The organism is Streptomyces sp. NPDC044064 (assembly GCF_056434245.1).
In genome coordinates, this window is the sequence record NZ_JBWKFN010000003.1 from 270,789 (window position 1) to 291,986 (window position 21,198).

Genomic DNA, 21,198 nt, shown 5'->3' on the forward strand with positions numbered 1-21,198 from the left:
GACGGCACCGGTGCGGCCGGCCTCAGGACACCGGCGGCTGCTCCGCGGACGGCACCTGGACCGCCATCCGCGAGGAGAGCGCGGTGTTGAAGCGCGTGAGGAGCGTGCAGAACTGCTCGCGCTCCTCCGGCGCCCAGTCGTGTGTCAGCTCGGCCATCAACTGACGCCGCGACGAACGCACTTCCTCCAGCCGCGAGGACCCGCGCGGCGACAGCTGGAGCACCACCGCCCGCCCGTCCTCCGGGTGCGAGGTGCGCTTGACGAGCCCGGTGTCGACCAGCGGGGCCACCTGCCGGGTGACCGTGGAGGAGTCGATCCCCATGCTCGCGGCGAGCGCCTTGACGCCCATCGGGCCTTCCTTGTCGAGGCGGTTGAGCAGCAGATACGCGGCGCGGTCCATGGAGTTGCGCACCTGGCCGACGCCGCCGAGCCGGGTCTGTTCGGCACGGCGGGCGAACACCGCCACCTCGTGCTGGAGGGTGTCGAGAAGACCGGTGTCACCGACGGTCGTCATGTCCATCGACATTTCAGGTGTAGTGGGCATGGCCGGGGGCTCGCTTCATGAAGGGCTGCTGGGTTGGGGGACAGGGTACGCGGCCCGGGGGCGGGCCGTACCGGCGCGGACCAAACCGGTCTCGGAGCTTGGTCACACCCGCCGTGTGCGAGCGTGAACTGCGAGACTTGAGTCATGAGCTACGGCACGGCTGACTCCTTGCGCTCCGTCACCCTCGACGATGTGCGCGGAGCCCAGAAGATGCTCTCCGGTGTGGCACGTGTGACGGCGATGGAGGGCAGCCGCCACCTGTCCCAGCTGGTCGGCGCGCCGGTGCACTTCAAGTGCGAGAACCTGCAGCGGACCGGCTCGTTCAAGCTGCGCGGCGCCTACATCCGGATCGCCGGTCTGCTGCCGGAGGAACGTGCCGCCGGGGTGGTGGCCGCGAGCGCCGGGAACCACGCGCAGGGCGTGGCGCTCGCCTCCGCGCTGCTCGGGGTGCACGCCACCGTGTTCATGCCGGAGGGCGCCCCGCTGCCGAAGATCAGCGCGACCCGGGACTACGGCGCCGAGGTGCGCCTGCACGGCCAGGTGGTCGACGAGACGCTGGCCGCCGCCCAGGAGTACGCGGAGCGGACGGGCGCGGTGTTCATCCACCCCTTCGACCACCCGGACGTCATCGCAGGTCAGGGCACGGTCGGCCTGGAGATCCTGGAGCAGTGCCCGGAGGTGCGCACGATCGTCGTCGGCATCGGCGGCGGCGGGCTCGCGGCCGGCATCGCGGTCGCGGTGAAGGCGCTGCGGCCGGACGTGCGCATCGTCGGGGTGCAGGCGGAGGGTGCGGCGGCCTACCCGCCCTCGCTCGCGGCCGGCCGGCCGGTGTCGGTGGAGCATCCGGCGACGATGGCCGACGGCATCAGGGTCGGGCGGCCCGGCCTCGTGCCGTTCGGGATCATCGAGCACCTGGTGGACGAGGTGCGCACGGTCAGCGAGGACCAGCTGTCGGCCGCGCTGCTGCTGTGTCTGGAGCGGGCCAAGCTGGTCGTGGAACCGGCCGGGGCGAGCCCGGTCGCGGCCCTGCTCGGCGAGCCCGGCGCCTTCCCCGGCCCGGTCGTCGCGGTGCTGTCCGGCGGCAACGTCGACCCGGTGCTGCTGCAGCGGGTGCTGCGCCACGGCATGGCGGCGCAGGGCCGCTACCTCGCCGTCCGGCTGCGGCTGACCGACCGTCCGGGCGCCCTCGCCACGCTCCTCGGAGTGTTGTCGGCGGTCGACGCCAACGTCCTCGACGTGAGTCACGTACGCACCGATCCCCGGCTCGGGCTCACGGAGGCGGAGGTGGAGCTGCACCTCGAGACGAAGGGACCGGCGCACTGCGCCGAGGTCGGCCAGGCCCTGCGCGAGGCGGGCTACACGGTCATCGGCTGAGGCCGGCCGGGGCCCGGCGCCGGCGGTCACTCGTTCGGGGAAAACCATTGAGAGACGCGATACATCGCGTTATGGTGTGTCGAGTGGCTGCCGGTCCGCCGGCCGCCTGTCCGCCGGTTCGCGCACGGAAAGCCCCTGGTGGAAAACCCCGGGTGGCGTCGAGCGGACAAACCGAGCCTTTCCGTAACCCCCCACCCCTTCCCGAACGATCCCCGACGACGTGGAGACTCACATGCCAGGCGCCATCTATGCCGAAGGTCTGGTGAAGACCTTCGGTGACGTAAGGGCACTGGACGGCGTCGACCTCGATGTCCCCGAGGGCACGGTCCTCGGCCTGCTCGGGCCGAACGGCGCCGGCAAGACGACGACGGTGCGATGCCTGACCACACTGCTGCGCCCCGACAGCGGCCGCGCGGTCGTCGCGGGGGTGGACGTCCTCAAGCACCCCGACACCGTGCGCCGCTCCATAGGTCTGTCCGGTCAGTTCGCGGCGGTCGACGAATATCTGACCGGCCGGGAGAACCTCCAGATGGTGGGGCAGCTCTACCAGATGAGGGCCCGGGCGGCCAGAGCGCGCGCATCCGAGCTGCTCGAGCAGTTCAACCTCGCGGACGCCGCCGACCGCCCCGCCAAGACCTACTCCGGAGGCATGCGCCGCCGGCTCGACCTCGCCGCCGCCCTCGTGGTCTCACCGCCCGTGATGTTCATGGACGAGCCGACCACCGGCCTCGACCCGCGCAACCGCCAGCAGCTGTGGGAGGTCATCAAACGGCTCGTCTCCGGCGGTACGACGCTGCTGCTGACCACGCAGTATCTGGAGGAGGCCGACCACCTCGCCCACGACATCGCGGTCGTCGACCACGGCCGGGTCATCGCCAAGGGCACCTCCGACCAGCTCAAGGCCCGCACCGGCGGCGAGCGCGTCGAGGTCGTGGTGCACGAGCGCGAGCACATCCGGACCGCTCTGGAGGTCCTGCGGGGCTTCGGCAAGGGCGAGACCACGGTCGAGGAGCACACCCGCAGGCTCACCGTCCCCGTCAGCGGCGGCGCCAAGCTGCTCGCCGAGGTCATCCGGGAGCTGGACACCCGCGGGATCGAGATGGACGACATAGGACTGCGCCGCCCCACCCTCGACGACGTCTTCCTGTCCCTGACCGGACACGTGGCCGAGCGCACCGACCAGGACGAGACGAACGGCAAGGAGGCCGTGAAGTGAGTGCCGTCACCGACGCCGTGCGTGTCGCGGCTCCCGGCAACCCCGTCGGCCGGTCCCTGCGGGACTCGTTGATCGTCGCCAAGCGCAACCTGATCCGGATGTCCCGGATCCCCGAAATGCTGATCTTCGGGCTGATCCAGCCCATCATGTTCGTGGTGCTGTTCACCTACGTGTTCGGCGGCTCCATGAAGATCGACGGCAGCACCAGCGCGATCGACTACAAGAACTTCCTGATGGCCGGCATCTTCGCGCAGACCGTCACCTTCGCCACCGCCAGTTCCGGCGCCGGCATCGCCGACGACATGCACAAGGGCCTCATCGACCGCTTCCGCTCCCTGCCCATGGCACGCGGCGCGGTGCTCACCGGCCGCACCCTCGCGGACCTGGTCCAGACGGCCCTCACCCTGCTGGTCCTGGCCGTCGTGGCGCTCCTGGTCGGCTGGCGGGTCGGGACCTATCACGGCACCGACGCCGGCCGGGTCCTCGCGGCCTTCGGCCTGCTGCTCCTGCTCGGGTACGCGTTCACCTGGATCGGCGCCCTGATCGGCCTGACCGTCCGCACCCCGGAGGCGGCCACCTCCGGCGGACTGATCTGGCTCTTCCCGGTGACCTTCATCTCGAACGCGTTCGTCGACACCAGCAACATGACCCCGTGGCTGCGCCACATAGCGGAGTGGAACCCGTTCAGCGCCACCGTCCAGGCGGCCCGGGTGCTGTTCGGGAGCCCCGGCCAGTCCGACTCGACGGCCTGGCCCATGCAGCACCCGGTCTGGGCCTCGCTGCTCTACTCGGTGCTGATCGTCGTCGTCTTCCGCACCCTGGCCGTCCGCAAGTACCGCTCGGCGACCGCCTGACGACATGGCTGCGCCCCCGGTGTCACGCGGACGCCGGGGGCGCGGGCCGAAGCGATGGGTGGGGTCAGGCCGAGTACGGATCGGCCTTGAGGATCCGCACGGAGGCCTTCTTGCCGTTCGGCAGCTCGTACTCCGCGTCCTCGCCGACCTTGTGGCCGATCACGCCGGAACCCAGCGGGGACTGCGGCGAGTACGTCTCGATGTCGGAGCTCGCGTACTCGCGGGAGGCGAGCAGGAACGTCATCGTGTCGTCCTCGTCACCGTCGAAGGCGATCGTGACGACCATGCCGGGCGCGACGGCGCCGTCCGCGGAGGCCGGAGCCTCGCCCACCTGGGCGTTCTCCAGAAGCTGGGTCAGCTGGCGCACACGAAGCTCCTGCTTGCCCTGCTCCTCCTTGGCAGCGTGGTACCCGCCGTTCTCGCGCAGGTCGCCCTCCTCGCGCGCGGCCGCGATCTTGGCGGCGATCTCCGTGCGCGCAGGACCAGTAAGGTACTCAAGCTCGTCCTTGAGCTTGTTGTACGCCTCCTGGGTCAGCCAGGTGACGTTCTCGCTGGTCTGGGTCACAGGGTGCTCCTCGTCGGTACTGGGAATACAAAGCATCGCCCTACCCAGAAGAATGTTCCTTCTTGGATGGGCGAAACCACGAGCCTAACAATTCAATGGCGGAAGGGGGAGGACATAAGCCACCAGAATCTCATCGATGCAGCTCAGGGCGTATGCATTGCGAGTGAAGGATCAGCCGGCGTGGCAGCCGAGCAGCTCGGCCGTCGTCCCCTTGGCCGTCGTACGGAGCGTGACGACCTTGTCGATGCGCGTGGCCGGACCCGTGAAGCGGAAGTCCGCCCGGCCGACCTCGGCACCGTCCGCCGACTGGGAGCGCAGGGTGCAGTAGCCGTCGGCGCCGGAGTCCTTGTGGACCTCCAGATGCACCTCGACCGCGTCGTCCGAGGCCTGGAAGGTGATCACCTGGGCGCTGATCTCGTTCTGCGCGACGTAGTGGTAGGCGAAGTAGCCGACGAGTGCGAGCAGGGCCGAGCCCAGCACCGCACCGATGATCTTGAGCTTGCGGTCGGCACGCTCGTCCGAGGAACGGCCGTAGCGGCCCTCGGGTAGCCGCGCGCTCGCCGTGCTCATGATCGTCCTCTCCGCGGAATTATTCGCCCCCCGATTCGGTCACTATAGAAGCCGCCGAACGCACCCCAAGACGCGGGGGCGCCGACATACGAGGATCGAGTCTTGACTGACCAGCTGCGACTGATGGCCGTGCACGCGCACCCCGACGACGAGTCGAGCAAGGGCGCGGCGACCATGGCGAAGTACGTGTCCGAGGGGGTGGACGTGCTGGTGGTGACCTGCACGGGCGGAGAGCGCGGGTCCATCCTCAATCCCAAGCTGCAGGGCGACAAGTACATCGAGGAGCACATCCACGAGGTACGCAAGAAGGAGATGGACGAGGCTCGCGAGATCCTCGGGATCAAGCAGGAGTGGCTCGGCTTCGTCGACTCCGGTCTGCCCGAGGGCGACCCGCTGCCCCCGCTGCCCGAGGGCTGCTTCGCCCTGGAGGACGTGGACAAGGCGGCCGGTGAGCTCGTCCGGAAGATCCGCGCGTTCCGCCCGCAGGTGGTCACCACCTACGACGAGAACGGCGGCTACCCGCACCCCGACCACATCATGACCCACAAGATCTCGATGGTGGCGTTCGAGGGCGCGTCGGACACCGAGAAGTACCCCGAGAGCGAGTACGGCGAGGCCTACCAGCCGTTCAAGCTCTACTACAACCAGGGCTTCAACCGGCCCCGCACCGAGGCGCTGCACCAGGCGATGCTCGACCGCGGTCTGGACTCGCCCTACGGGGAGTGGCTCAAGCGCTGGAAGGAGTTCGAGCGCACCGAGCGCACGCTGACCACGCACATCCCGTGCGCGGAGTTCTTCGAGATCCGCGACAAGGCGCTGATCGCCCACGCCACGCAGATCGACCCCGACGGCGGCTGGTTCAAGGTGCCGCTGGAGCTGCAGAAGGCGGTCTGGCCGACGGAGGAGTACGAGCTGGCGAAGTCGCTCGTCGACACTTCCCTCCCCGAGGACGACCTCTTCGCGGGCATCCGCGACAATGCCTGACATGAGCGCAAGCCTGGCACTGACGCATCTCGTCCCCCTTGCCAAGGAGGTCGACGAGAACAAGGTCACCCCCGGCGTCCTCGGCTTCATCGTCTTCGCGATGTTGGCCCTGGCCGTGTGGGGTCTGATGAAGTCGATGAACAAGCACATGCAGAAGGTCGCCTTCATGGAGTCCCCGGACGCCGGGGCCGAGAAGACGGCCGACTCCACGGAACAGCGGGGCTGACCGCTCAGCGCCCGGCCGGAACCGCCACTCCCATCACCTCCCGGGCGTGGCGGTCCGGCGTCATGCGCAGCCGCCAGGCCTGCCAGCCCGCCTCCAGGCTCACGCCCCGCTCCAGCAGCAGGGCGTAGGCCGGCACCCACTCGGCCAGCTTCTCGTCCCGCAGCGGATGCGTGGCGCGGGCCAGCCGGGCCAGCTCCTCCTGGGCGACGGCCGTACCCACGTCCACCCCGCCCGGCGCCGCGTACGGCAGCAGGGTGCAGCGCAGGAAGCGGGCCCAGTCCTCGCCGCGCCGGTCGCCGTAGGACGTGAACAGGGTCAGCGCCTCGTCGCACAGGGCCAGCGCCTGCGGGATCCGGGCGTTGCCCGCGTCCACCACCGCCAGCTCCAGACAGGTCCAGGCCTCGCCGTGGGCGACGCCGATGCGCTGGAAGTCGGCGCGGGCGTCCACGAGCAGCTGGCGGGCGAAGCCCGAGTTGCGCAGCGAGCCGGTCTGCGCGGCCCGCTGGTCCCGGGTGGCCCGGGCCGAGTGGTGCCGGGCGCAGGCCAGGCCGTAGACGTCGCGCATCCGGGAGAACATCTGCCGGGAGCGTTCGAGATCGCGGACCGCCCGGTCCAGCTCGCCGGTCTCCTCCAGAGCCTGGCCGAGGTAGTACAGCGTCCAGGCCTCGCCCCGCGCGTCCTCGTTGTCCCGGTGCCTGGCCGCCGCCTGGCGCAGCCCCTCCACGGCGGGGGACGCCTCGCCGTCCACCAGCCGTGCCCGGGCCAGCTGGGTCAGCGCCCAGGCCTCGCCGCGCGCGTCGTGCGTACGGCCGTACCGCTCCAGGGCGGCCCGCAGCTCCGTCTCCGCGCGCGTCACGTCACCCATCCGCAGGGCCAGCTGGCCGAGCTGGAAGTGGGCCCAGGCCTCGCCGTGCAGGGAGCCGCCCTCGCGGTGCAGCACCAGGGAGCGGGTGAGCAGGTCCAGGGCCTGAGACAGCTGGGCGCGGTCGCGCTGGACCGCCGCCAGCGCGTGCATCGTCCAGGCCCGGTCCGTCGTCAGCTCCTCGGCCGCCTGCAGGTCCAGGGCCTCCTGGAGCTTGGCGGCCGCCTCCGTGAGGTTGCCCTGGTGGTGCAGGGTGATCCCGAGGGAACACAGGGCGCGGGCGGCGCCGGCGTCGTGGTGCGCCTGCCGGTAGAGGTCCACGACCGAGGCGAGCGTGGTGCGCGCCTTGTCCAGCTCGCCCAGATGACGGGCCGCGATGCCCGTGCGCCACTGCACGGAACGCACCAGCAGGCCCTCATCGACGGCCTGGGCCAGCTCGCTGATCTCGCCCAGCCGGTACAGGTCCCCGCGCAGCAGGCAGTAGTCGCACAGGGCACCGAGCAGGTTCAGCACGGCCGCCTGGTTCACGCCGTCGGCGTGCCGCAGGGCCGCCGTGATGAAGCTGGACTCGTCGTCCAGCCAGCGCAGCGCCTCGTCGAGCGAGGTGAAGCCGTGCGGGCCGAACCGGTCCGAGCGCGTCGACATGTTGCCGTCGACCAGCCGTAGTACCGAGTCGGCCAGCTCCGCGTAGTTCACGATCAGCCGCTCCTGCGCGGCCGTGCGCTCGGCCGGGTCCTCCTCGTCCAGCAGCCGGGCCTGGGCGAAGGCACGCACCAGGTCGTGCAGCCGGTAGCGGCTGCCGCGCACATGGTCGATCAGACCGGCCCGGGCGAGCGCGGCCAGATGCCGGATCGCCTCCGGCTCGTCGGTGGCCAGCAGGGCGGCGGCCGCCGCCGCGCCCAGCGAGGCCCGCCCGGCCAGCGCCAGCCTCCTCAGCAGCCGGCGCGCCGTCTCCGACTGGTCGGTGTAGCGCAGCCACAGCACCCGCTCCACCGGCTCGACCGGGCCGTACGCCCCGAGGTCCGTGGCCAGCTGCCGCGGCGAGCGCGGGCCCAGCGACGAGCCCGCGACACGCAGCGCCAGCGGCAGGCTCCCGCACAACTGCCGGATCCGGTCGGTGGATTCGGCGTCGTACGGCCCCGACGCGTCCTGCGCGGCCGTGCCCAGCAGCTCCTCGGCACCCGCCGCGTCCAGTGCCTCCACCGGTAGCTGGTGCACCCAGGCCACCAGGTCCGCGGGCAGCTCCAGCGGGGTGCGGGCGGTGACCAGGACCAGGCTGTCGGAGTGCTCCGGCACCAGCGCGTGCACCTGCTCCGGGTCGGAGGCGTCGTCCAGCACGATCGTCACCGGCAGGCCGGTCAGATGCCGGTGGTACAGCTCACCGAGCCGCTTGACCTGCTGGTCGGGGGAGGAGCGTTCACGGAACAGCAGCTGCTCGCGGGGCGCGCCGAGCCGGTTGAGCAGGTGCAGCAGGGCGTCCCGGGTGGGCAGCGGCGGCTCCTCCCGGCTGCCGCCGCGCAGGTCCACGACGACCGCGCCGCGGAAGTGGTCCCTGAGGTCGTGCGCCGCACGGACCGCGAGCGTCGTACGGCCGGAGCCCGGCTCTCCGTGCAGCACGACCACCGTCGGCCGGGTCTCGGTGGCCGCCCGGGCCGACTGCGTCCACTGCCTGATCCGCGCCAGCTCCTGCCGGCGCCCCGCGAACGGACCTTCCGGCTCGGGCAGTTGACCGAACGACTGCTCAAGCACCGTGCGCCTGCGGGCCGCCGCGCTCTTGTCCGCACCGCGCAGCGCCGGGCCGCCCGGCTTCTTCGGACCCATGGAGGTGCTGAGCACCCGCTGCTGGTCGAGGAACGGGCGGATGCCGCGCACCTCCAGCGCGGTCAGCCACTGCAGCCGCAGCTGCTCCGGGCCGCCGGGCTGGCCGGCCTCGCCCGCGCGATGGTGGGCGGCCGGCAGATGGGAGCCGGCCACCTTCACCACGGTGGCGGCGGCTCCCGCCACACCCACGGCGACACCCGCACCGACGGCCGTACCCGTGCCGGTGCCGAGGGACAGGTCGGCGACGGCGGCGGCCACCGCGGCAACGCCCGCCACCAGCAGGGCCGTTCCGGCGCCCTCGCGTGCGTAGCGCTGACCGAAGGTGAGGCGGCCGGCGTCGGCCTCGTCGAGCGCGCGCGTGTAGGTCCCGTACTCCTCGGCGGCGGTCTGTGCCATGGCGTCCAGCGCGCCGCGTCCCCGCGACAGGAGCAGCTGCGCGTCGGCCCGTCCGCCGGAGCGCCGTACCTCCTCCTCCACGGCCCGGCCCAGCAGCCGCTCGGCCTCCGCCCGGTGGCTGTCGCGCATGTCCCGTCCCCCTCCGGTGGCAACTCCTCTGCCTACGAGTGTCCTTCGGGGACGGCGGGAACGCGAGGGGCGGAGATCAGGGGGCCGGTGAGGGTTTCGTAGGGGCAACTCCCTTGTGTGCGGCCGCATTCGGCTGTTCGCCCGGCTTCCTGGGCTCCGACAGCGCCATGGCCACGCACGCCCCTGCCAGCGCGGTCTCCACCACCGCGCACCCGAGTGCCATCACCAGGTCGCCGCCCGACCGGGACGTCGTCACGTCGAACCACGCGTCCAGCACCGCAGTCGCCGCCGTCGCCGCGGCCGTGAGGCGGGCCCGGGGGTCGGCGCGCAGACCGAGCAGGGCCGTTGCCGCGCAGCCCGTCGCCATGAGGACGTCGAGGCCGATCCAGGCCAGCGACCAGTGCCGTACCTCCGTGCTGCCCGGCAGGGTCAGGGCGAGCACCACCGTCCACGGCACGAGCAGAACGGCCCCCGTCCCGAGCAGGATCAGCGTCCACCTCTTGAGCGTCGTCTTCAGCGCTGTCTTCATCGCGGCCCCCGTTTCGGCGTCTGCCCCCACCGTAGACCGCAGAGAAAATTCTGCAAAGAAAATTCGGCAGACATCGGGGACGTCTCAGGGTTCTCAGGGTTACGGTGGCCGCATGACCGACGGCATGCCCGAGATGACCAGCCTTGAGCGCACCGCTCTCTACAAGTCCCTGGGCAACCCGCTGCGCCGCCGGATCCTCGACTACCTCGGCCGGCACGGCGAGGCGAACTCCACCGTGCTCGCCCGCGAACTCGGCGAGAGCTCCGGCACCACCAGCTACCACCTGCGCAAACTCGCCGAGCAGCGACTCATCGAGGAGATCCCGGAGAAGTCCGGGGGGCGCGAGCGCTGGTGGCGGGCGCTGCCCTTCAGCCACACCACACCCGACCCGGCCACGATGTCCCCGGAGGAGTACGCGGCCGCGGAACAGCTCGCCCATCTCAAGATCGAGGTCGACACCGCCCTCTTCCGCCGCGCCCACCAGGAGTACCGGGGGCCGGAGGGGTGGGCGCAGGTGCAGCGGAACGGCACCTGGATGACCAGGGACGAACTCCTCGCCTTCATGCGGGAGTACCACGCCCTGCTGGACCGCCACGGCCACCCCCGCGACGCCGCCCCCGACGGGGCGCGCCCGGTCAGCATGCGGTTCTACGCCGTCCCGGAAGTCCTCGCGGAAGCCCTCCCGGAGGAAGCGCCCGTCCGCCGGAACACGCCTGACGCCTGATGTCCGGGGTACTGCGGCAGGATGGACCCCATGCCGAACCGACTGGCTCATGAGACGTCCCCCTACCTCCTCCAGCACGCGGACAACCCGGTGGACTGGTGGCCCTGGTCGGCCGAGGCCTTCGAAGCCGCCCGCGAGACGAACAGACCCGTCCTCCTGAGCGTCGGCTACAGCAGCTGCCACTGGTGTCATGTCATGGCCCACGAGTCCTTCGAGGACCAGGCCACGGCCGACTACCTCAACGAGCACTTCGTCAGCGTCAAGGTCGACCGCGAGGAGCGCCCGGACGTCGACGCCGTCTACATGGAGGCCGTCCAGGCGGCCACCGGCCAGGGCGGCTGGCCCATGACCGTGTTCCTCACCCCGGACGCCGAACCCTTCTACTTCGGCACCTACTTCCCGCCCGAGGCCCGGCACGGCATGCCCTCCTTCCGGCAGGTGCTGGAGGGTGTCCGGCAGGCCTGGGACGACCGGCGCGACGAGGTCGGCGAGGTCGCCGGGAAGATCGTGCGCGATCTCGCCCAGCGGGAGATCGGCTATCAGACCGACCGGGTTCCCGGCGAGCCCGACCTCGCCCAGGCCCTCCTCGGGCTCACCCGCGAGTACGACCCGCAGCGCGGCGGATTCGGCGGCGCGCCGAAGTTCCCGCCGTCCATGGTGCTGGAGTTCCTGCTGCGCCACCACGCCCGCACCGGCGCCGAAGGCGCCCTGCAGATGGCCCAGGACACCTGCGAGCGGATGGCCCGGGGCGGGATGTACGACCAGCTCGGCGGCGGGTTCGCCCGCTACTCCGTCGACCGCGACTGGGTCGTGCCGCACTTCGAGAAGATGCTGTACGACAACGCGCTGCTGTGCCGCGTGTACGCCCATCTGTGGCGGGCCACCGGCGCCGACCTCGCGCGCCGGGTCGCGCTGGAGACCGCCGACTTCATGGTGCGCGAACTGCGCACCGGCGAGGGCGGGTTCGCCTCCGCGCTGGACGCCGACAGCGACGACGGGAGCGGACGGCACGTCGAGGGCGCGTACTACGTGTGGACGCCCGAGCAGCTGCGGGACGCCCTCGGCGACGAGGACGCCGAGGCGGCCGCCCAGTACTTCGGGGTGACCGAGGAGGGCACCTTCGAGCACGGGCAGTCGGTTCTCCAGCTCCCGCAGACCGAGGGCGTCCTCGAGGCCGGGAAGATCGCGTCGATCAAGGAGCGCCTCCTGGACGAGCGCGCGCAGCGGCCCGCGCCCGGACGCGACGACAAGGTCGTCGCCGCCTGGAACGGGCTGGCGATCGCCGCGCTCGCCGAGACCGGCGCCTACTTCGGGCGGCCCGACCTCGTCGAGGCCGCCCTCTTCGCCGCCGACCTCCTCGTACGCGTGCATCTCGACGACCACGCACGGCTCGCCCGGACCAGCAAGGACGGACGGGTGGGCCCGAACGCGGGCGTGCTCGAGGACTACGCCGACGTCGCCGAAGGCTTCCTCGCGCTCGCGTCCGTGACCGGCGAGGGGGTCTGGCTCGACTTCGCCGGGCTGCTCCTCGACCATGTGCTGGCCCGCTTCACCGACCCCGACAACGGCGCCCTCTACGACACCGCCTCCGACGCGGAGCGGCTGATCCGCCGGCCCCAGGACCCCACCGACAACGCCACACCGTCCGGCTGGACCGCGGCGGCCGGCGCCCTGTTGAGCTATGCGGCCCACACCGGCTCGGAGCCCCATCGGGTGGCGGCGGAACGGGCGTTGGGTGTGGTGAAGGCGCTCGGACCGCGCGTGCCGCGGTTCATCGGGTGGGGACTTGCCGCCGCGGAAGGGCTGCTCGACGGACCCCGGGAGGTCGCGGTCGTCGGACCGTCCCTAGCCGACGAGCGGACGACCGCCCTGCACCGTACGGCACTTCTCGGCACCGCGCCCGGCGCCGTCGTCGCCGTCGGGACTCCGGACAGCGACGAGTTCCCCCTGCTCACCGACCGTCCGCTCGTGGACGGTGAACCGGCTGCGTACATCTGCCGTAATTTCACCTGTGACGTCCCGACGACGGATCCGGAACGGCTGGGGGCCGCGCTGAACACCCGCTGACCCGCCGAAGGCGCGGGAGGACGGGTCAGTCGAACTGTCCAAATGTGAGCAGGTGTTCGGATAGATCCCGCTACCCCTACCACCGTTCCGAAACACGTTATTTATCGGAAGAGCTCCCGCGCTTCACAGATCCCCCCTAGTCTCTCCGCATTGGTGCGACGGGTGTGAATGACTGTTGCGCGCGCAGGGGGTATTGGGGATCTGGGGGGATCTTTTTGCTGACTTCTGTCTTTGTTGCTGCCGTTTCGCTTGCCCTGTTCTGGATGGCTGCCTTCACCCTGTGGTGGCAGATGCACGCGTGGCGCACGCCCGAGGTGCTCGCCTCAACCCGGTTCAGCAGACCGGACGGGGACGAGCACCTGTCCTTCTCGCTGCTCCTGCCGGCCCGGCACGAGCAGGCCGTACTCGACCACACCATCCAGCGGCTGCTGGAGTCCACGCACACCGACTTCGAGATCATCGTGATCGTCGGGCACGACGACCCGGAGACCACCGAGGTGGCCCGGGCCGCGGCCGAGCGCGACCGGCGTGTCCGCGTCGTCGTCGACACGCACGAGAAGAAGAACAAGCCCAAGGCCATGAACACGGCGCTGCCGCACTGCCGCGGTGACGTCGTCGGGGTCTTCGACGCCGAGGACCAGGTCCACCCCGAGCTGCTCGCCCACGTCGACCACGCGTTCCGGACCACGGAGGCGGACGTCGTCCAGGGCGGCGTCCAGCTCATCAACTTCCATTCCAGCTGGTACAGCCTGCGCAACTGCCTGGAGTACTTCTTCTGGTTCCGCTCCCGGCTGCACCTGCACGCACAGAAGGGGTTCATCCCGCTCGGCGGCAACACCGTCTTCGTGCGGACCGACGTCCTCAGGGAAGCGGACGGCTGGGACCCCAACTGCCTCGCCGAGGACTGCGACCTGGGGGTTCGCCTGTCCAGCGTCGGCAAGAAGGTCGTCGTCGCCTACGACTCCGACATGGTCACCCGTGAGGAGACCCCCGGCTCCCTGATGTCGCTGCTGAAGCAGCGCACCCGCTGGAACCAGGGCTTCCTGCAGGTCTACCGGAAGAAGGACTGGAAGCAACTGCCCGCTCTGCGGCAGCGGCTGCTCGCCCGGTACACGCTGATGACCCCGTTCCTGCAGGCCTTCTCCGGTGTGATCATCCCGGTGAACGCGGCCGTCGCGCTCTTCCTCGACGTGCCCGTGGGGGTCGCCTTCCTCACCTTCCTGCCGCTGGTCACCGCCGCCGTCACCTTCGTCTTCGAGGTGGTCGGACTGCACGACTTCGGCAAGCAGTACGGGCTCAGGGTCCGCCTCGTCCACTACGTGAAGCTCGTCGTGGGCGGCCCCTTCTACCAGGTCCTCCTCGCCGGAGCCGCGATCCGCGCCGTGTGGCGCGAGCAGCGCGGCCGGAACGACTGGGAGCTGACCACTCATGTCGGCGCGCACCTCACCGCGGCCGAGCCGATCCGAGAGGACGTTCCTGCGTGACCTCCACTCTTCCCGCGGTGACCACTCCGACGGTCCCCGCGCAGCGCAAGCCTGCGCCTGATGAGCGTTCGACCGGCCGAACGAGCCCGCCGGAGCGGCTCCGCTCCTCCCGCTCCGACCTGCTGCTGTGCGGTCTCCTGCTGGTGGCGATCCTCGTCGTCCAGGGCTGGAACATCACCGACTACCCGACCCTCAGCGACGACGAGGGCACCTACCTCGCCCAGGCCTGGGCCGTCCAGAACGGCAAGGGCCTGGCCCACTACACCTACTGGTACGACCACCCGCCGCTCGGCTGGCTCCAGATAGCCCTGCTCACCTGGATACCCTCGGTGATCAGCCCCGGCTCGATGACCGTCGGCTCCATGCGGTTCGCGATGCTGGTGATCAGCGGCATCAGCGCGGTGCTGGTCTACGTCCTCGGCCGCAGGCTCTCCCTGCCCCGCTGGGCCGCCGCGCTCGGCATGGCCCTGTTCGGGCTCTCCCCGCTGGCCGTCGTGCTCCAGCGCGAGATCTTCCTCGACAACATCGCCGTGATGTGGCTGCTGCTGGCGTTCTGCCTGGCCGCCTCGCCCAGCCGGCATCTGTGGCACCACTTCGGCGCGGGCCTCGCGGCCGCCGCCGGCGTGCTCACCAAGGAGACGATGCTCGTCGTCCTGCCCGCCCTGTTCGTCACCATGTGGCGGCACAGCCACCGCGACACCCGCAAGTTCGCCCTCACCGGAGCCGTCACCGCCTGCGCCCTGATCGGCTTCTCCTACCCGCTGTTCGCCCTGCTGAAGGGCGAGCTGCTCCCGGGCAGCGGGCACGTCTCGCTCTGGGACGGCATCAAGTACCAGATGTCCAGGCCCGGTTCGGGCTTCATCCTGGATGCCTCCTCCGGTTCCCACGGCGTGCTGCACTCCTGGCTCTACTACGACCGGGTGCTGCCCCTCGGCGGCCTCGCCGGAGCCCTGCTGCTGATCGTCACCTGGCGCTGGTCGGTCACCGCCCGCGCCCTCGCCGGACCCGCCCTGGCCGTGGCGATCCTGGCCGCCGTGGCCATGCGCCCGGGCGGCTATCTGCCCGCCATGTACATCATCGGCGCACTGCCCTTCCTCGCCCTGGTCCTGGCCGGCGGCGCCGCCTCCGTCACCCACGCCGTCGTGCGCCGCCGGCGCACCGACGCAGAGAACCGGTACGTCACCGGCGGCCGGTACGCGCTGGCCGTCGTGCTGGCCCTCGCCGCCGGCGCCTTCGTCGTGCCGCACTGGTACGACGGCGACCGCACCGCCCTCACGGCGGACGCCAACAGGCCCTACCGGCTGGCCTCCGCCTGGCTCGGCACCGAGGTCGAGAACCCGAAGGCCACCCGGGTCCTGGTCGACGACGCCCTCTGGCTGGACCTCGTGCACTCCGGGTACCGGCCCGGACTCGGCGCGATCTGGTTCTACAAGGCCGACCTCGACCCGGCCGTCACCAAGACCCTGCCGCACGGCTGGCGGGACATCGACTACGTCGTCGCCTCGCCGACCGTCCGCCGCGACGCCAAGGACCTGCCCAACGTCCGAGCCGCCATCCGGCACTCCGAGCCCGTCGCCACCTTCGGCAGCGGCCCCGACCGCATCGAGATCCGGCAGATCCGGACGGCAGCCGCGGGAGGCGCGCGATGAGCAGCCATGAGTACGCGGTTCCCGCCGAAGGGCTGGACGCCGCGGAAGTCGCCGAACCCGGTGCCGTCACCATCGTCGTACCGACCTTCAACGAGTCCGCGAACATACGGCAGTTGCTGCAGCAGATCACCGAGTCGGTGCCGGCGCGGCTGCCCTGCGAGGTCGTCTTCGTCGACGACTCCACCGACGACACCCCCGAGGTGATCCGCGCGGCCGCGCAGGACTGCCCGTTCCCGGTGGCCGTGCTGCACCGCGAGGAGCCGGCCGGCGGGCTCGGCGGGGCGGTGGTCGAGGGACTGAAGGCGGCGACCTCGGACTGGATCGTCGTCATGGACGGCGACTGCCAGCATCCCCCTTCCCTCGTTCCGGAGCTGGTGGCCACCGGCGAGCGGACGAACGCCGGGCTCGTCGTCGCCTCCCGGTACATCAAGGGCGGCAGCCGGGCCGGACTCGCCGGCAGCTACCGGGTGGCCGTCTCGCGCGGCGCGACCTGGCTGACCAAGGCGCTGTTCCCGCGCCGGCTGCACGGCATCAGCGACCCGATGAGCGGTTTCTTCGCCATCCGGCGCAGCGTGGTCACCGCCGACGTGCTCAAGCCGCTCGGCTACAAGATCCTCCTCGAGCTGGCCGTACGCAGCCGTCCCCGGCAGGTCGCCGAGGTGCCGTTCGTCTTCCAGGACCGGTTCGCCGGCGAGTCCAAGTCGACCGCGCAGGAGGGCTTCCGCTTCCTGCGCCACCTGGCCGGGCTGCGCACCGCCTCGCCGGTCGCCCGCATGGTCGGCTTCGGGCTGATCGGGGCGAGCGGCTTCGTGCCGAACCTGGTCGGACTGTGGGCGCTGACCGTGCTCGGCCTGCACTACGTCCCCGCCGAGATCCTCGCCAACCAGCTCGGCGTCGCCTGGAACTTCCTGCTCATCGAGCAGCTGCTGTTCCGCGACCGGCGCGCGCACCGCCGCTGGTGGGACCGGCTCGGCCGGTTCGCGCTCCTCGCCAACGCGGACCTGGTGCTGCGCATCCCGCTGATCGCGCTGCTCGTCGACCGGTTCGGGATGGGTGCGCTGCCGGCCACCGCGTTCGCGCTGGTGATGACGTTCGTCCTGCGCTTCGTCGGGACCGAGGCGCTGGTCTATCTCCCGCGCAGGCGGGGGGACCGTACAACCCCAAGGAGAGCCGTGTGAACAAACACCGCAGACGGACCGCGCTGGTCGGGGTGGGGGCCCTGACCGCCGGTCTGCTCCTCACCTCGCCGCAGAGTGCCGAGGCCGCCAACCTGGTCAAGAACCCGGGCTTCGAGACGGCCGGCACGGACGGCATGCCGTACTGCTGGGAGAAGTCCGGCTGGGGCGACAACGACTTCAGCTTCCAGACCACGTCCGACGCGCACTCCGGCGCCAAGGCCATGAAGGTCACGCTGACCCGCCGGGTGGACGGCGACCGCAAGGCGCTGATCACCGAGTCCACCGCGTGCGCGCCGGTGGTGACCGTCGGCAAGCAGTACGACCTCGGGCTCTGGTACAAGACCACGACACCCGACGCCAACATCACCCTGTTCCGGCACGACGCGACCGCCGGCTGGCAGTACTGGACCGACCTCAAGACCCTGGACATGTCGTCGGGCTGGACGCAGGCCACGGTCCGCACACCGGGAATCCCGGCCGGCACCGACCGCATCACCTGGGGTGTGTCGGTGTACGGCACCGGTTCGGCGACCACCGACGACTACACGATGGACCAGGTCCCGGACACGCTCCCGCCCCCGTCGTGCACGGCCACGAAGCAGATCTGCGCCAACGGGAGCTGGTCCGTGCTGCCGACGCAGAACCCGGTCCGCTCCATGCACTCCGTCGTCCTCAACAACGGCAAGGTGCTGCTGATCGCCGGCTCCGGCAACAGCGAGGAGAACTTCGCCGCGGGCACCTTCACCTCGGCGGTGTACGACCCGGCGAACGGAACCTACAAGGTCGTCCCGACGCCCAAGGACATGTTCTGCGCGGGCCATGTGCAGCTCCAGGACGGGCGGGTCCTCGTCATGAGCGGCAACAAGGCGTACCCGGTTCCGGGCGGGCACGGGTACGAGGGCTTCAAGGACTCGTACATCTTCGACCCGCAGACCGAGACCTACAGCAGGACCAACGACCTCAACGACGGCCACTGGTACCCGTCGGCGACCGAACTGGGCAACGGTGACGTCGTCTCCTTCGGCGGTCTGCGCGAGGACTCCAGCGGATCGGTGACCGCCGAGCGCTGGTCGGACAAGGACCAGCAGTGGCTGCCGCTGTGGAAGGTCAACCAGACCTGGTCGTACTGGGGTCTGTACCCGTCGATGGTCCTCATGCAGGACGGCCGCCTCTTCTACACGGGCAGCCATGTCTTCGGCAACAACATCCCCGGCACCGGCTCGGCGGTCTACGACTACGACGCCAACACGGTGACCCAGATCCCGGGGCTGCAGAACAAGGACGAGCGGGACCAGTCGGCGAGCGTGCTGCTGCCCCCGGCGCAGGACCAGAAGGTCCTCACCATCGGCGGCGGCAACATCGAGTCCAACCCCGACGCCAACCGCCTCACCGACCTGATCGACCTCAAGCAGGCGAACCCGTCGTACGTCGCCGGCCCGCCGATCCCGCAGGGCACGGTGGACCTCGGCAACGGGAAGGTCGCCGAGACCGGTAACCAGGGCAAGATGTACGTCTCCGCCGTCCTGCTGCCCGACGGCAAGGTGCTGGAGACGGGCGGCGCCCTGCACAACCGGGCCAACCCCGTGTACGAGTCCTCGATCTACGACCCGGCCACCAACCGCTTCGAGGCCGTCGCCGCCGACCCCGAGTCCCGCGGCTACCACTCCTCCGCGTTCCTGCTCCCCGACGGCCGGGTGATGGCCACCGGCGACAACCCGGGCAACGGCACCTGGAACCACAACGTGTCGATCTACACCCCGCCCTACCTCTACAAGGGCACCCGCCCGGCGATCACCTCGGTGATCAACCAGGAGTGGAAGTACGGCGACACCCAGCGGATCACGGTCGACCGGCCCATCGCCAAGGCCGAGCTGATCCGCCCGGCCGCGGTCACCCACTCCTCCGACCCGAACCAGCGCTTCGTCGACCTGCCGCTGTCCGTCGACGGCAACAACGTCGACCTGAACGTGACGAGCAACCCCAACCTGGCCCCGCCCGGCTGGTACATGCTCTTCGCGGTGGACGCGGGCGGGGTGCCGTCGGTGGCCAGGTGGGTGCACCTGCAGGGACCGGCCGCGCTCAGCGCCTCGGCCGCCTCACCGCACGTCCACTCCTTCGCCGACTCCCTGTCGGGCAAGGTCTCGGGGCCGGGCAAGAGGCGGACGTCGCAGAAGGTCAGCCCGACGATCTCCGGCTGCGACCGGCACTACGGTTCGGTCAACGTGTGCGTGCCGACGGTCTTCCCCGCCCAGGTGAAGAAGACGACGGCCGCCCGTTGCGGCTGGCTGAAGCAGAACCACTACGGCCGCCTGGAGGTCAACGGCGGTGACGACCCGCTGGGTCTCGACCCCAACAGGGACGGCGTGGCCTGCGGGAAGGGAGACGCCCGCAGGGCCTAGCCCCGGTCGGCGAGGGCGCGCTCCACGATGGCTTCCAGCTGGTCGTGGTGCGCGCCCTTCCAGTAGGCGCGGCCGCATTCCGTGCACTGGGCGAAGACGTCGTACGAGCGCTGCGTGCCGCCCTTGAGACGGTCGGCCAGCTCTTCCTTGGTGGCCTCCTTCAGCAGGCCGTTGCAGGCGGTGCAGCGGGTCCAGGGGCGCAGGTCCGGGGCGAAGCGGTCGAGGACGTCCTGCAGCTGGTCGTCGGGGCGGGTGCTGTAGATGTACGCCCCGGCCCACAGCTCGCGGCGGCGCAGCAGGCCCCGGTCGCGGCTGAGCATGACCCGCTTCTCCGCGGCCGAGCGGGAGGCCAGCGCCGGGTCGCCGATGTCGGTCGACTCGTACGCCGTGTCCACGCCGAGCAGCCGCAGCCGGCGGGCGAGGGTGCCGAGGTGGACGTCGAGCAGGAAGCGCAGCGGGGCGCCGGGGACCTGCTGGGGGCGTTGCACGGCACGGACCGAGACGCGCTCGTCCGCCGCCGGGATGTGCGACGGCGGCACCTCGCGGCCGTCCACCACCAGGGCGCCGACCTCCGTCAGCGGGATCCCGAGGGACTCGACCACGTGGCCGAGGGTCGAGACACCGTCCGTACCCAGGGCGGTGGCGCCCGCACGCCTCACGGGCGGCACGAAAAGCTGCAGGGCGGGGGCGACTTCGACGTGGATCTCGGGTCCGTTCACATCGTCAGGATGGCACGGGGCCGGGCCGGGGCCTCAGGGTTTTCCGGCGGAGAGACCGTGTTCGAGGACGCCCAGGGTGCGGTCGACGAGGCTCTCGAAGTCGTCCCGCTGGCCGTGCTCGGCCCAGTACATGGACGTCTCCATCAGGCCGCCGATCAGCGACATGGCGTAGACCCGCACCTCCAGGCTCTCCGGATCGCGGCCGGTGCGCTCGCCGATGACCTGGCAGAGCATGTGGGCGGTCACCGACATGCTCTCCATCATGCGCGAGCGCACCGCGGGGACCTGGACCATCAGGTGCGTCCGCAGCCGCAGGATCCGCTGGTCCTCGTCGACGGCCTGCCGCACCGCCCGCCGCAGCGCGTGCCGGATGGTGTCCGCCCAGGGTTCCTCCGCGGGCCGCTGCCTGATCTCCGCCAGGACGAACGGGTCGTACTCGTCCGTGAGGACGATGTCCTCCTTGGTGGGGAAGTAGCGGAAGACGGTCGACGGCGACACCTCCGCCCGGTCGGCGATCTGGTCGATCGTGGTGGCGTCGTACCCCTGCTCCTCGACCAGGGAGTACATCGCCGCGCGGATCGCCTCACGGGTCTTGATCTTCTTGCGTTCGCGCAGACCGAGGCGGGGGCGGTCGGCAGCGGACGTGGGGGAGTGAGCGGCCGTCATGCGCGTCATTGTCCGGCATCTGCCGCGGGGGCGGCCACGGCCGGGACCTCCTCACGTTCCGTGCGCCGCATGCTCGCGACCAGGGCCCCGAGGACCCACCAGCGGCGGGGGTCGTGCCGCGTCTCGTCGGTCTGGATGACGGTAAGCGTAAAATGAAAGTAGCTATCAAAAGATTCTTGCCGTCAATAGGGGTACGTTGTCATGGCATGAAAAACGGCCACGGCGGGGGTGCCGTGGCCGGA

The 21,198-nt window shown here is 70.8% G+C and carries 18 protein-coding genes; 11 read left to right on the forward strand and 7 right to left on the reverse strand.

The window, feature by feature from the left end; genetic code table 11:
• Positions 1-22: 22 nt before the first annotated feature.
• On the reverse strand, positions 23-526 hold the full coding sequence (locus tag AC07DS_RS06725) for a MarR family winged helix-turn-helix transcriptional regulator (protein ID WP_479143563.1): 504 nt from the start codon (positions 524-526) through the stop codon (positions 23-25).
• Positions 527-688: 162 nt separating this feature from the next.
• Here AC07DS_RS06725 and ilvA point away from each other — a divergent pair, with 162 nt between their 5' ends.
• From ilvA to AC07DS_RS06740, 3 genes are all read left to right on the forward strand, one after another.
• Positions 689-1,918 (forward strand): threonine ammonia-lyase, encoded by a 1,230-nt coding sequence (gene ilvA, locus AC07DS_RS06730; RefSeq protein WP_479143284.1) that lies wholly within the window; start codon positions 689-691, stop codon positions 1,916-1,918.
• A gap of 232 nt (positions 1,919-2,150) precedes the next feature.
• Positions 2,151-3,134, forward strand: coding sequence for an ATP-binding cassette domain-containing protein (locus AC07DS_RS06735; RefSeq protein ID WP_468813096.1), 984 nt, complete (start codon positions 2,151-2,153; stop codon positions 3,132-3,134).
• Positions 3,131-3,988, forward strand: coding sequence for an ABC transporter permease (locus AC07DS_RS06740; protein WP_479143286.1), 858 nt, complete (start codon positions 3,131-3,133; stop codon positions 3,986-3,988). The genes AC07DS_RS06735 and AC07DS_RS06740 overlap by 4 nt, the downstream gene beginning before the upstream one ends.
• Before the next feature lie 64 nt (positions 3,989-4,052).
• Here the strand turns inward: AC07DS_RS06740 and greA are convergent, their stop codons facing one another.
• Together greA and AC07DS_RS06750 are read right to left on the reverse strand one after the other, a co-directional pair.
• Positions 4,053-4,553 (reverse strand): transcription elongation factor GreA, encoded by a 501-nt coding sequence (greA, locus tag AC07DS_RS06745; protein WP_479143288.1) that lies wholly within the window; start codon positions 4,551-4,553, stop codon positions 4,053-4,055.
• 171 nt (positions 4,554-4,724) lie between these two features.
• Entirely contained in the window at positions 4,725-5,123 is a 399-nt protein-coding gene (locus AC07DS_RS06750; protein ID WP_479143289.1) for a DUF4307 domain-containing protein, read from the reverse strand.
• 123 nt (positions 5,124-5,246) lie between these two features.
• On the opposite strand from AC07DS_RS06750, the gene mca reads away from it, so the two are divergent.
• Complete coding sequence (gene mca, locus AC07DS_RS06755; protein WP_479143565.1) at positions 5,247-6,107, forward strand: mycothiol conjugate amidase Mca; 861 nt, start codon at positions 5,247-5,249, stop codon at positions 6,105-6,107.
• Positions 6,100-6,333, forward strand: coding sequence for a hypothetical protein (locus AC07DS_RS06760; protein WP_479143291.1), 234 nt, complete (start codon positions 6,100-6,102; stop codon positions 6,331-6,333). Before mca ends, AC07DS_RS06760 begins: the two co-directional genes overlap by 8 nt.
• A gap of 4 nt (positions 6,334-6,337) precedes the next feature.
• Here the strand turns inward: AC07DS_RS06760 and AC07DS_RS06765 are convergent, their stop codons facing one another.
• Positions 6,338-9,541, reverse strand: a complete 3,204-nt coding sequence (locus AC07DS_RS06765; protein WP_479143292.1) for a tetratricopeptide repeat protein — start codon at positions 9,539-9,541, stop codon at positions 6,338-6,340.
• Between the two features lie 76 nt (positions 9,542-9,617).
• Positions 9,618-10,070, reverse strand: coding sequence for a hypothetical protein (locus tag AC07DS_RS06770; protein ID WP_479143294.1), 453 nt, complete (start codon positions 10,068-10,070; stop codon positions 9,618-9,620).
• 112 nt (positions 10,071-10,182) lie between these two features.
• Here AC07DS_RS06770 and AC07DS_RS06775 point away from each other — a divergent pair, with 112 nt between their 5' ends.
• The 6 genes from AC07DS_RS06775 (at position 10,183) to AC07DS_RS06800 (ending at position 19,571) form a co-directional block, all read left to right on the forward strand.
• On the forward strand, positions 10,183-10,794 hold the full coding sequence (locus tag AC07DS_RS06775) for an ArsR/SmtB family transcription factor (RefSeq protein WP_479143295.1): 612 nt from the start codon (positions 10,183-10,185) through the stop codon (positions 10,792-10,794).
• Positions 10,795-10,824: 30 nt separating this feature from the next.
• Positions 10,825-12,861: a thioredoxin domain-containing protein gene (locus AC07DS_RS06780; RefSeq protein ID WP_479143297.1), complete on the forward strand. Its 2,037-nt coding sequence runs from the start codon at positions 10,825-10,827 to the stop codon at positions 12,859-12,861.
• Positions 12,862-13,076: 215 nt separating this feature from the next.
• Positions 13,077-14,345 (forward strand): glycosyltransferase, encoded by a 1,269-nt coding sequence (locus AC07DS_RS06785; RefSeq protein WP_479143298.1) that lies wholly within the window; start codon positions 13,077-13,079, stop codon positions 14,343-14,345.
• Positions 14,342-15,994 carry an ArnT family glycosyltransferase gene (locus AC07DS_RS06790; protein ID WP_479143300.1) on the forward strand — a complete coding sequence of 551 codons (1,653 nt, stop codon included), beginning with the start codon at positions 14,342-14,344 and terminating at the stop codon, positions 15,992-15,994. The genes AC07DS_RS06785 and AC07DS_RS06790 overlap by 4 nt, the downstream gene beginning before the upstream one ends.
• Positions 15,991-17,172, forward strand: coding sequence for a glycosyltransferase (locus tag AC07DS_RS06795; protein ID WP_479143302.1), 1,182 nt, complete (start codon positions 15,991-15,993; stop codon positions 17,170-17,172). The genes AC07DS_RS06790 and AC07DS_RS06795 overlap by 4 nt, the downstream gene beginning before the upstream one ends.
• Positions 17,169-19,571 carry a galactose oxidase-like domain-containing protein gene (locus AC07DS_RS06800; protein ID WP_479143304.1) on the forward strand — a complete coding sequence of 801 codons (2,403 nt, stop codon included), beginning with the start codon at positions 17,169-17,171 and terminating at the stop codon, positions 19,569-19,571. Before AC07DS_RS06795 ends, AC07DS_RS06800 begins: the two co-directional genes overlap by 4 nt.
• On the opposite strand, the gene AC07DS_RS06805 is transcribed toward AC07DS_RS06800, so the two are convergent.
• Together AC07DS_RS06805 and AC07DS_RS06810 are read right to left on the reverse strand one after the other, a co-directional pair.
• Positions 19,568-20,290 (reverse strand): Mut7-C RNAse domain-containing protein, encoded by a 723-nt coding sequence (locus AC07DS_RS06805; RefSeq protein WP_479143305.1) that lies wholly within the window; start codon positions 20,288-20,290, stop codon positions 19,568-19,570. The genes AC07DS_RS06800 and AC07DS_RS06805 overlap by 4 nt on opposite strands.
• 33 nt (positions 20,291-20,323) lie before the next feature.
• Positions 20,324-20,956, reverse strand: coding sequence for a TetR/AcrR family transcriptional regulator (locus AC07DS_RS06810; RefSeq protein ID WP_479143307.1), 633 nt, complete (start codon positions 20,954-20,956; stop codon positions 20,324-20,326).
• Between the last annotated feature and the right edge of the window lie 242 nt (positions 20,957-21,198).

Excerpts from the sequence above, each read along its gene's own strand:
- AC07DS_RS06795 (WP_479143302.1), top strand. The coding sequence starts at position 15,991 with ATGAGCAGCCATGAGTACGCGGTTCCCGCCGAAGGGCTGGACGCCGCG.
- AC07DS_RS06780 (WP_479143297.1), top strand. The coding sequence starts at position 10,825 with ATGCCGAACCGACTGGCTCATGAGACGTCCCCCTACCTCCTCCAGCAC.
- AC07DS_RS06725 (WP_479143563.1), bottom strand. The coding sequence starts at position 526 with ATGTCGATGGACATGACGACCGTCGGTGACACCGGTCTTCTCGACACC.
- AC07DS_RS06750 (WP_479143289.1), bottom strand. The coding sequence starts at position 5,123 with ATGAGCACGGCGAGCGCGCGGCTACCCGAGGGCCGCTACGGCCGTTCC.
- AC07DS_RS06775 (WP_479143295.1), top strand. The coding sequence starts at position 10,183 with ATGACCGACGGCATGCCCGAGATGACCAGCCTTGAGCGCACCGCTCTC.
- AC07DS_RS06735 (WP_468813096.1), top strand. The coding sequence starts at position 2,151 with ATGCCAGGCGCCATCTATGCCGAAGGTCTGGTGAAGACCTTCGGTGAC.
- AC07DS_RS06770 (WP_479143294.1), bottom strand. The coding sequence starts at position 10,070 with ATGAAGACAGCGCTGAAGACGACGCTCAAGAGGTGGACGCTGATCCTG.
- AC07DS_RS06765 (WP_479143292.1), bottom strand. The coding sequence starts at position 9,541 with ATGCGCGACAGCCACCGGGCGGAGGCCGAGCGGCTGCTGGGCCGGGCC.
- AC07DS_RS06760 (WP_479143291.1), top strand. The coding sequence starts at position 6,100 with ATGCCTGACATGAGCGCAAGCCTGGCACTGACGCATCTCGTCCCCCTT.
- ilvA (WP_479143284.1), top strand. The coding sequence starts at position 689 with ATGAGCTACGGCACGGCTGACTCCTTGCGCTCCGTCACCCTCGACGAT.
- AC07DS_RS06810 (WP_479143307.1), bottom strand. The coding sequence starts at position 20,956 with ATGACGGCCGCTCACTCCCCCACGTCCGCTGCCGACCGCCCCCGCCTC.
- mca (WP_479143565.1), top strand. The coding sequence starts at position 5,247 with ATGGCCGTGCACGCGCACCCCGACGACGAGTCGAGCAAGGGCGCGGCG.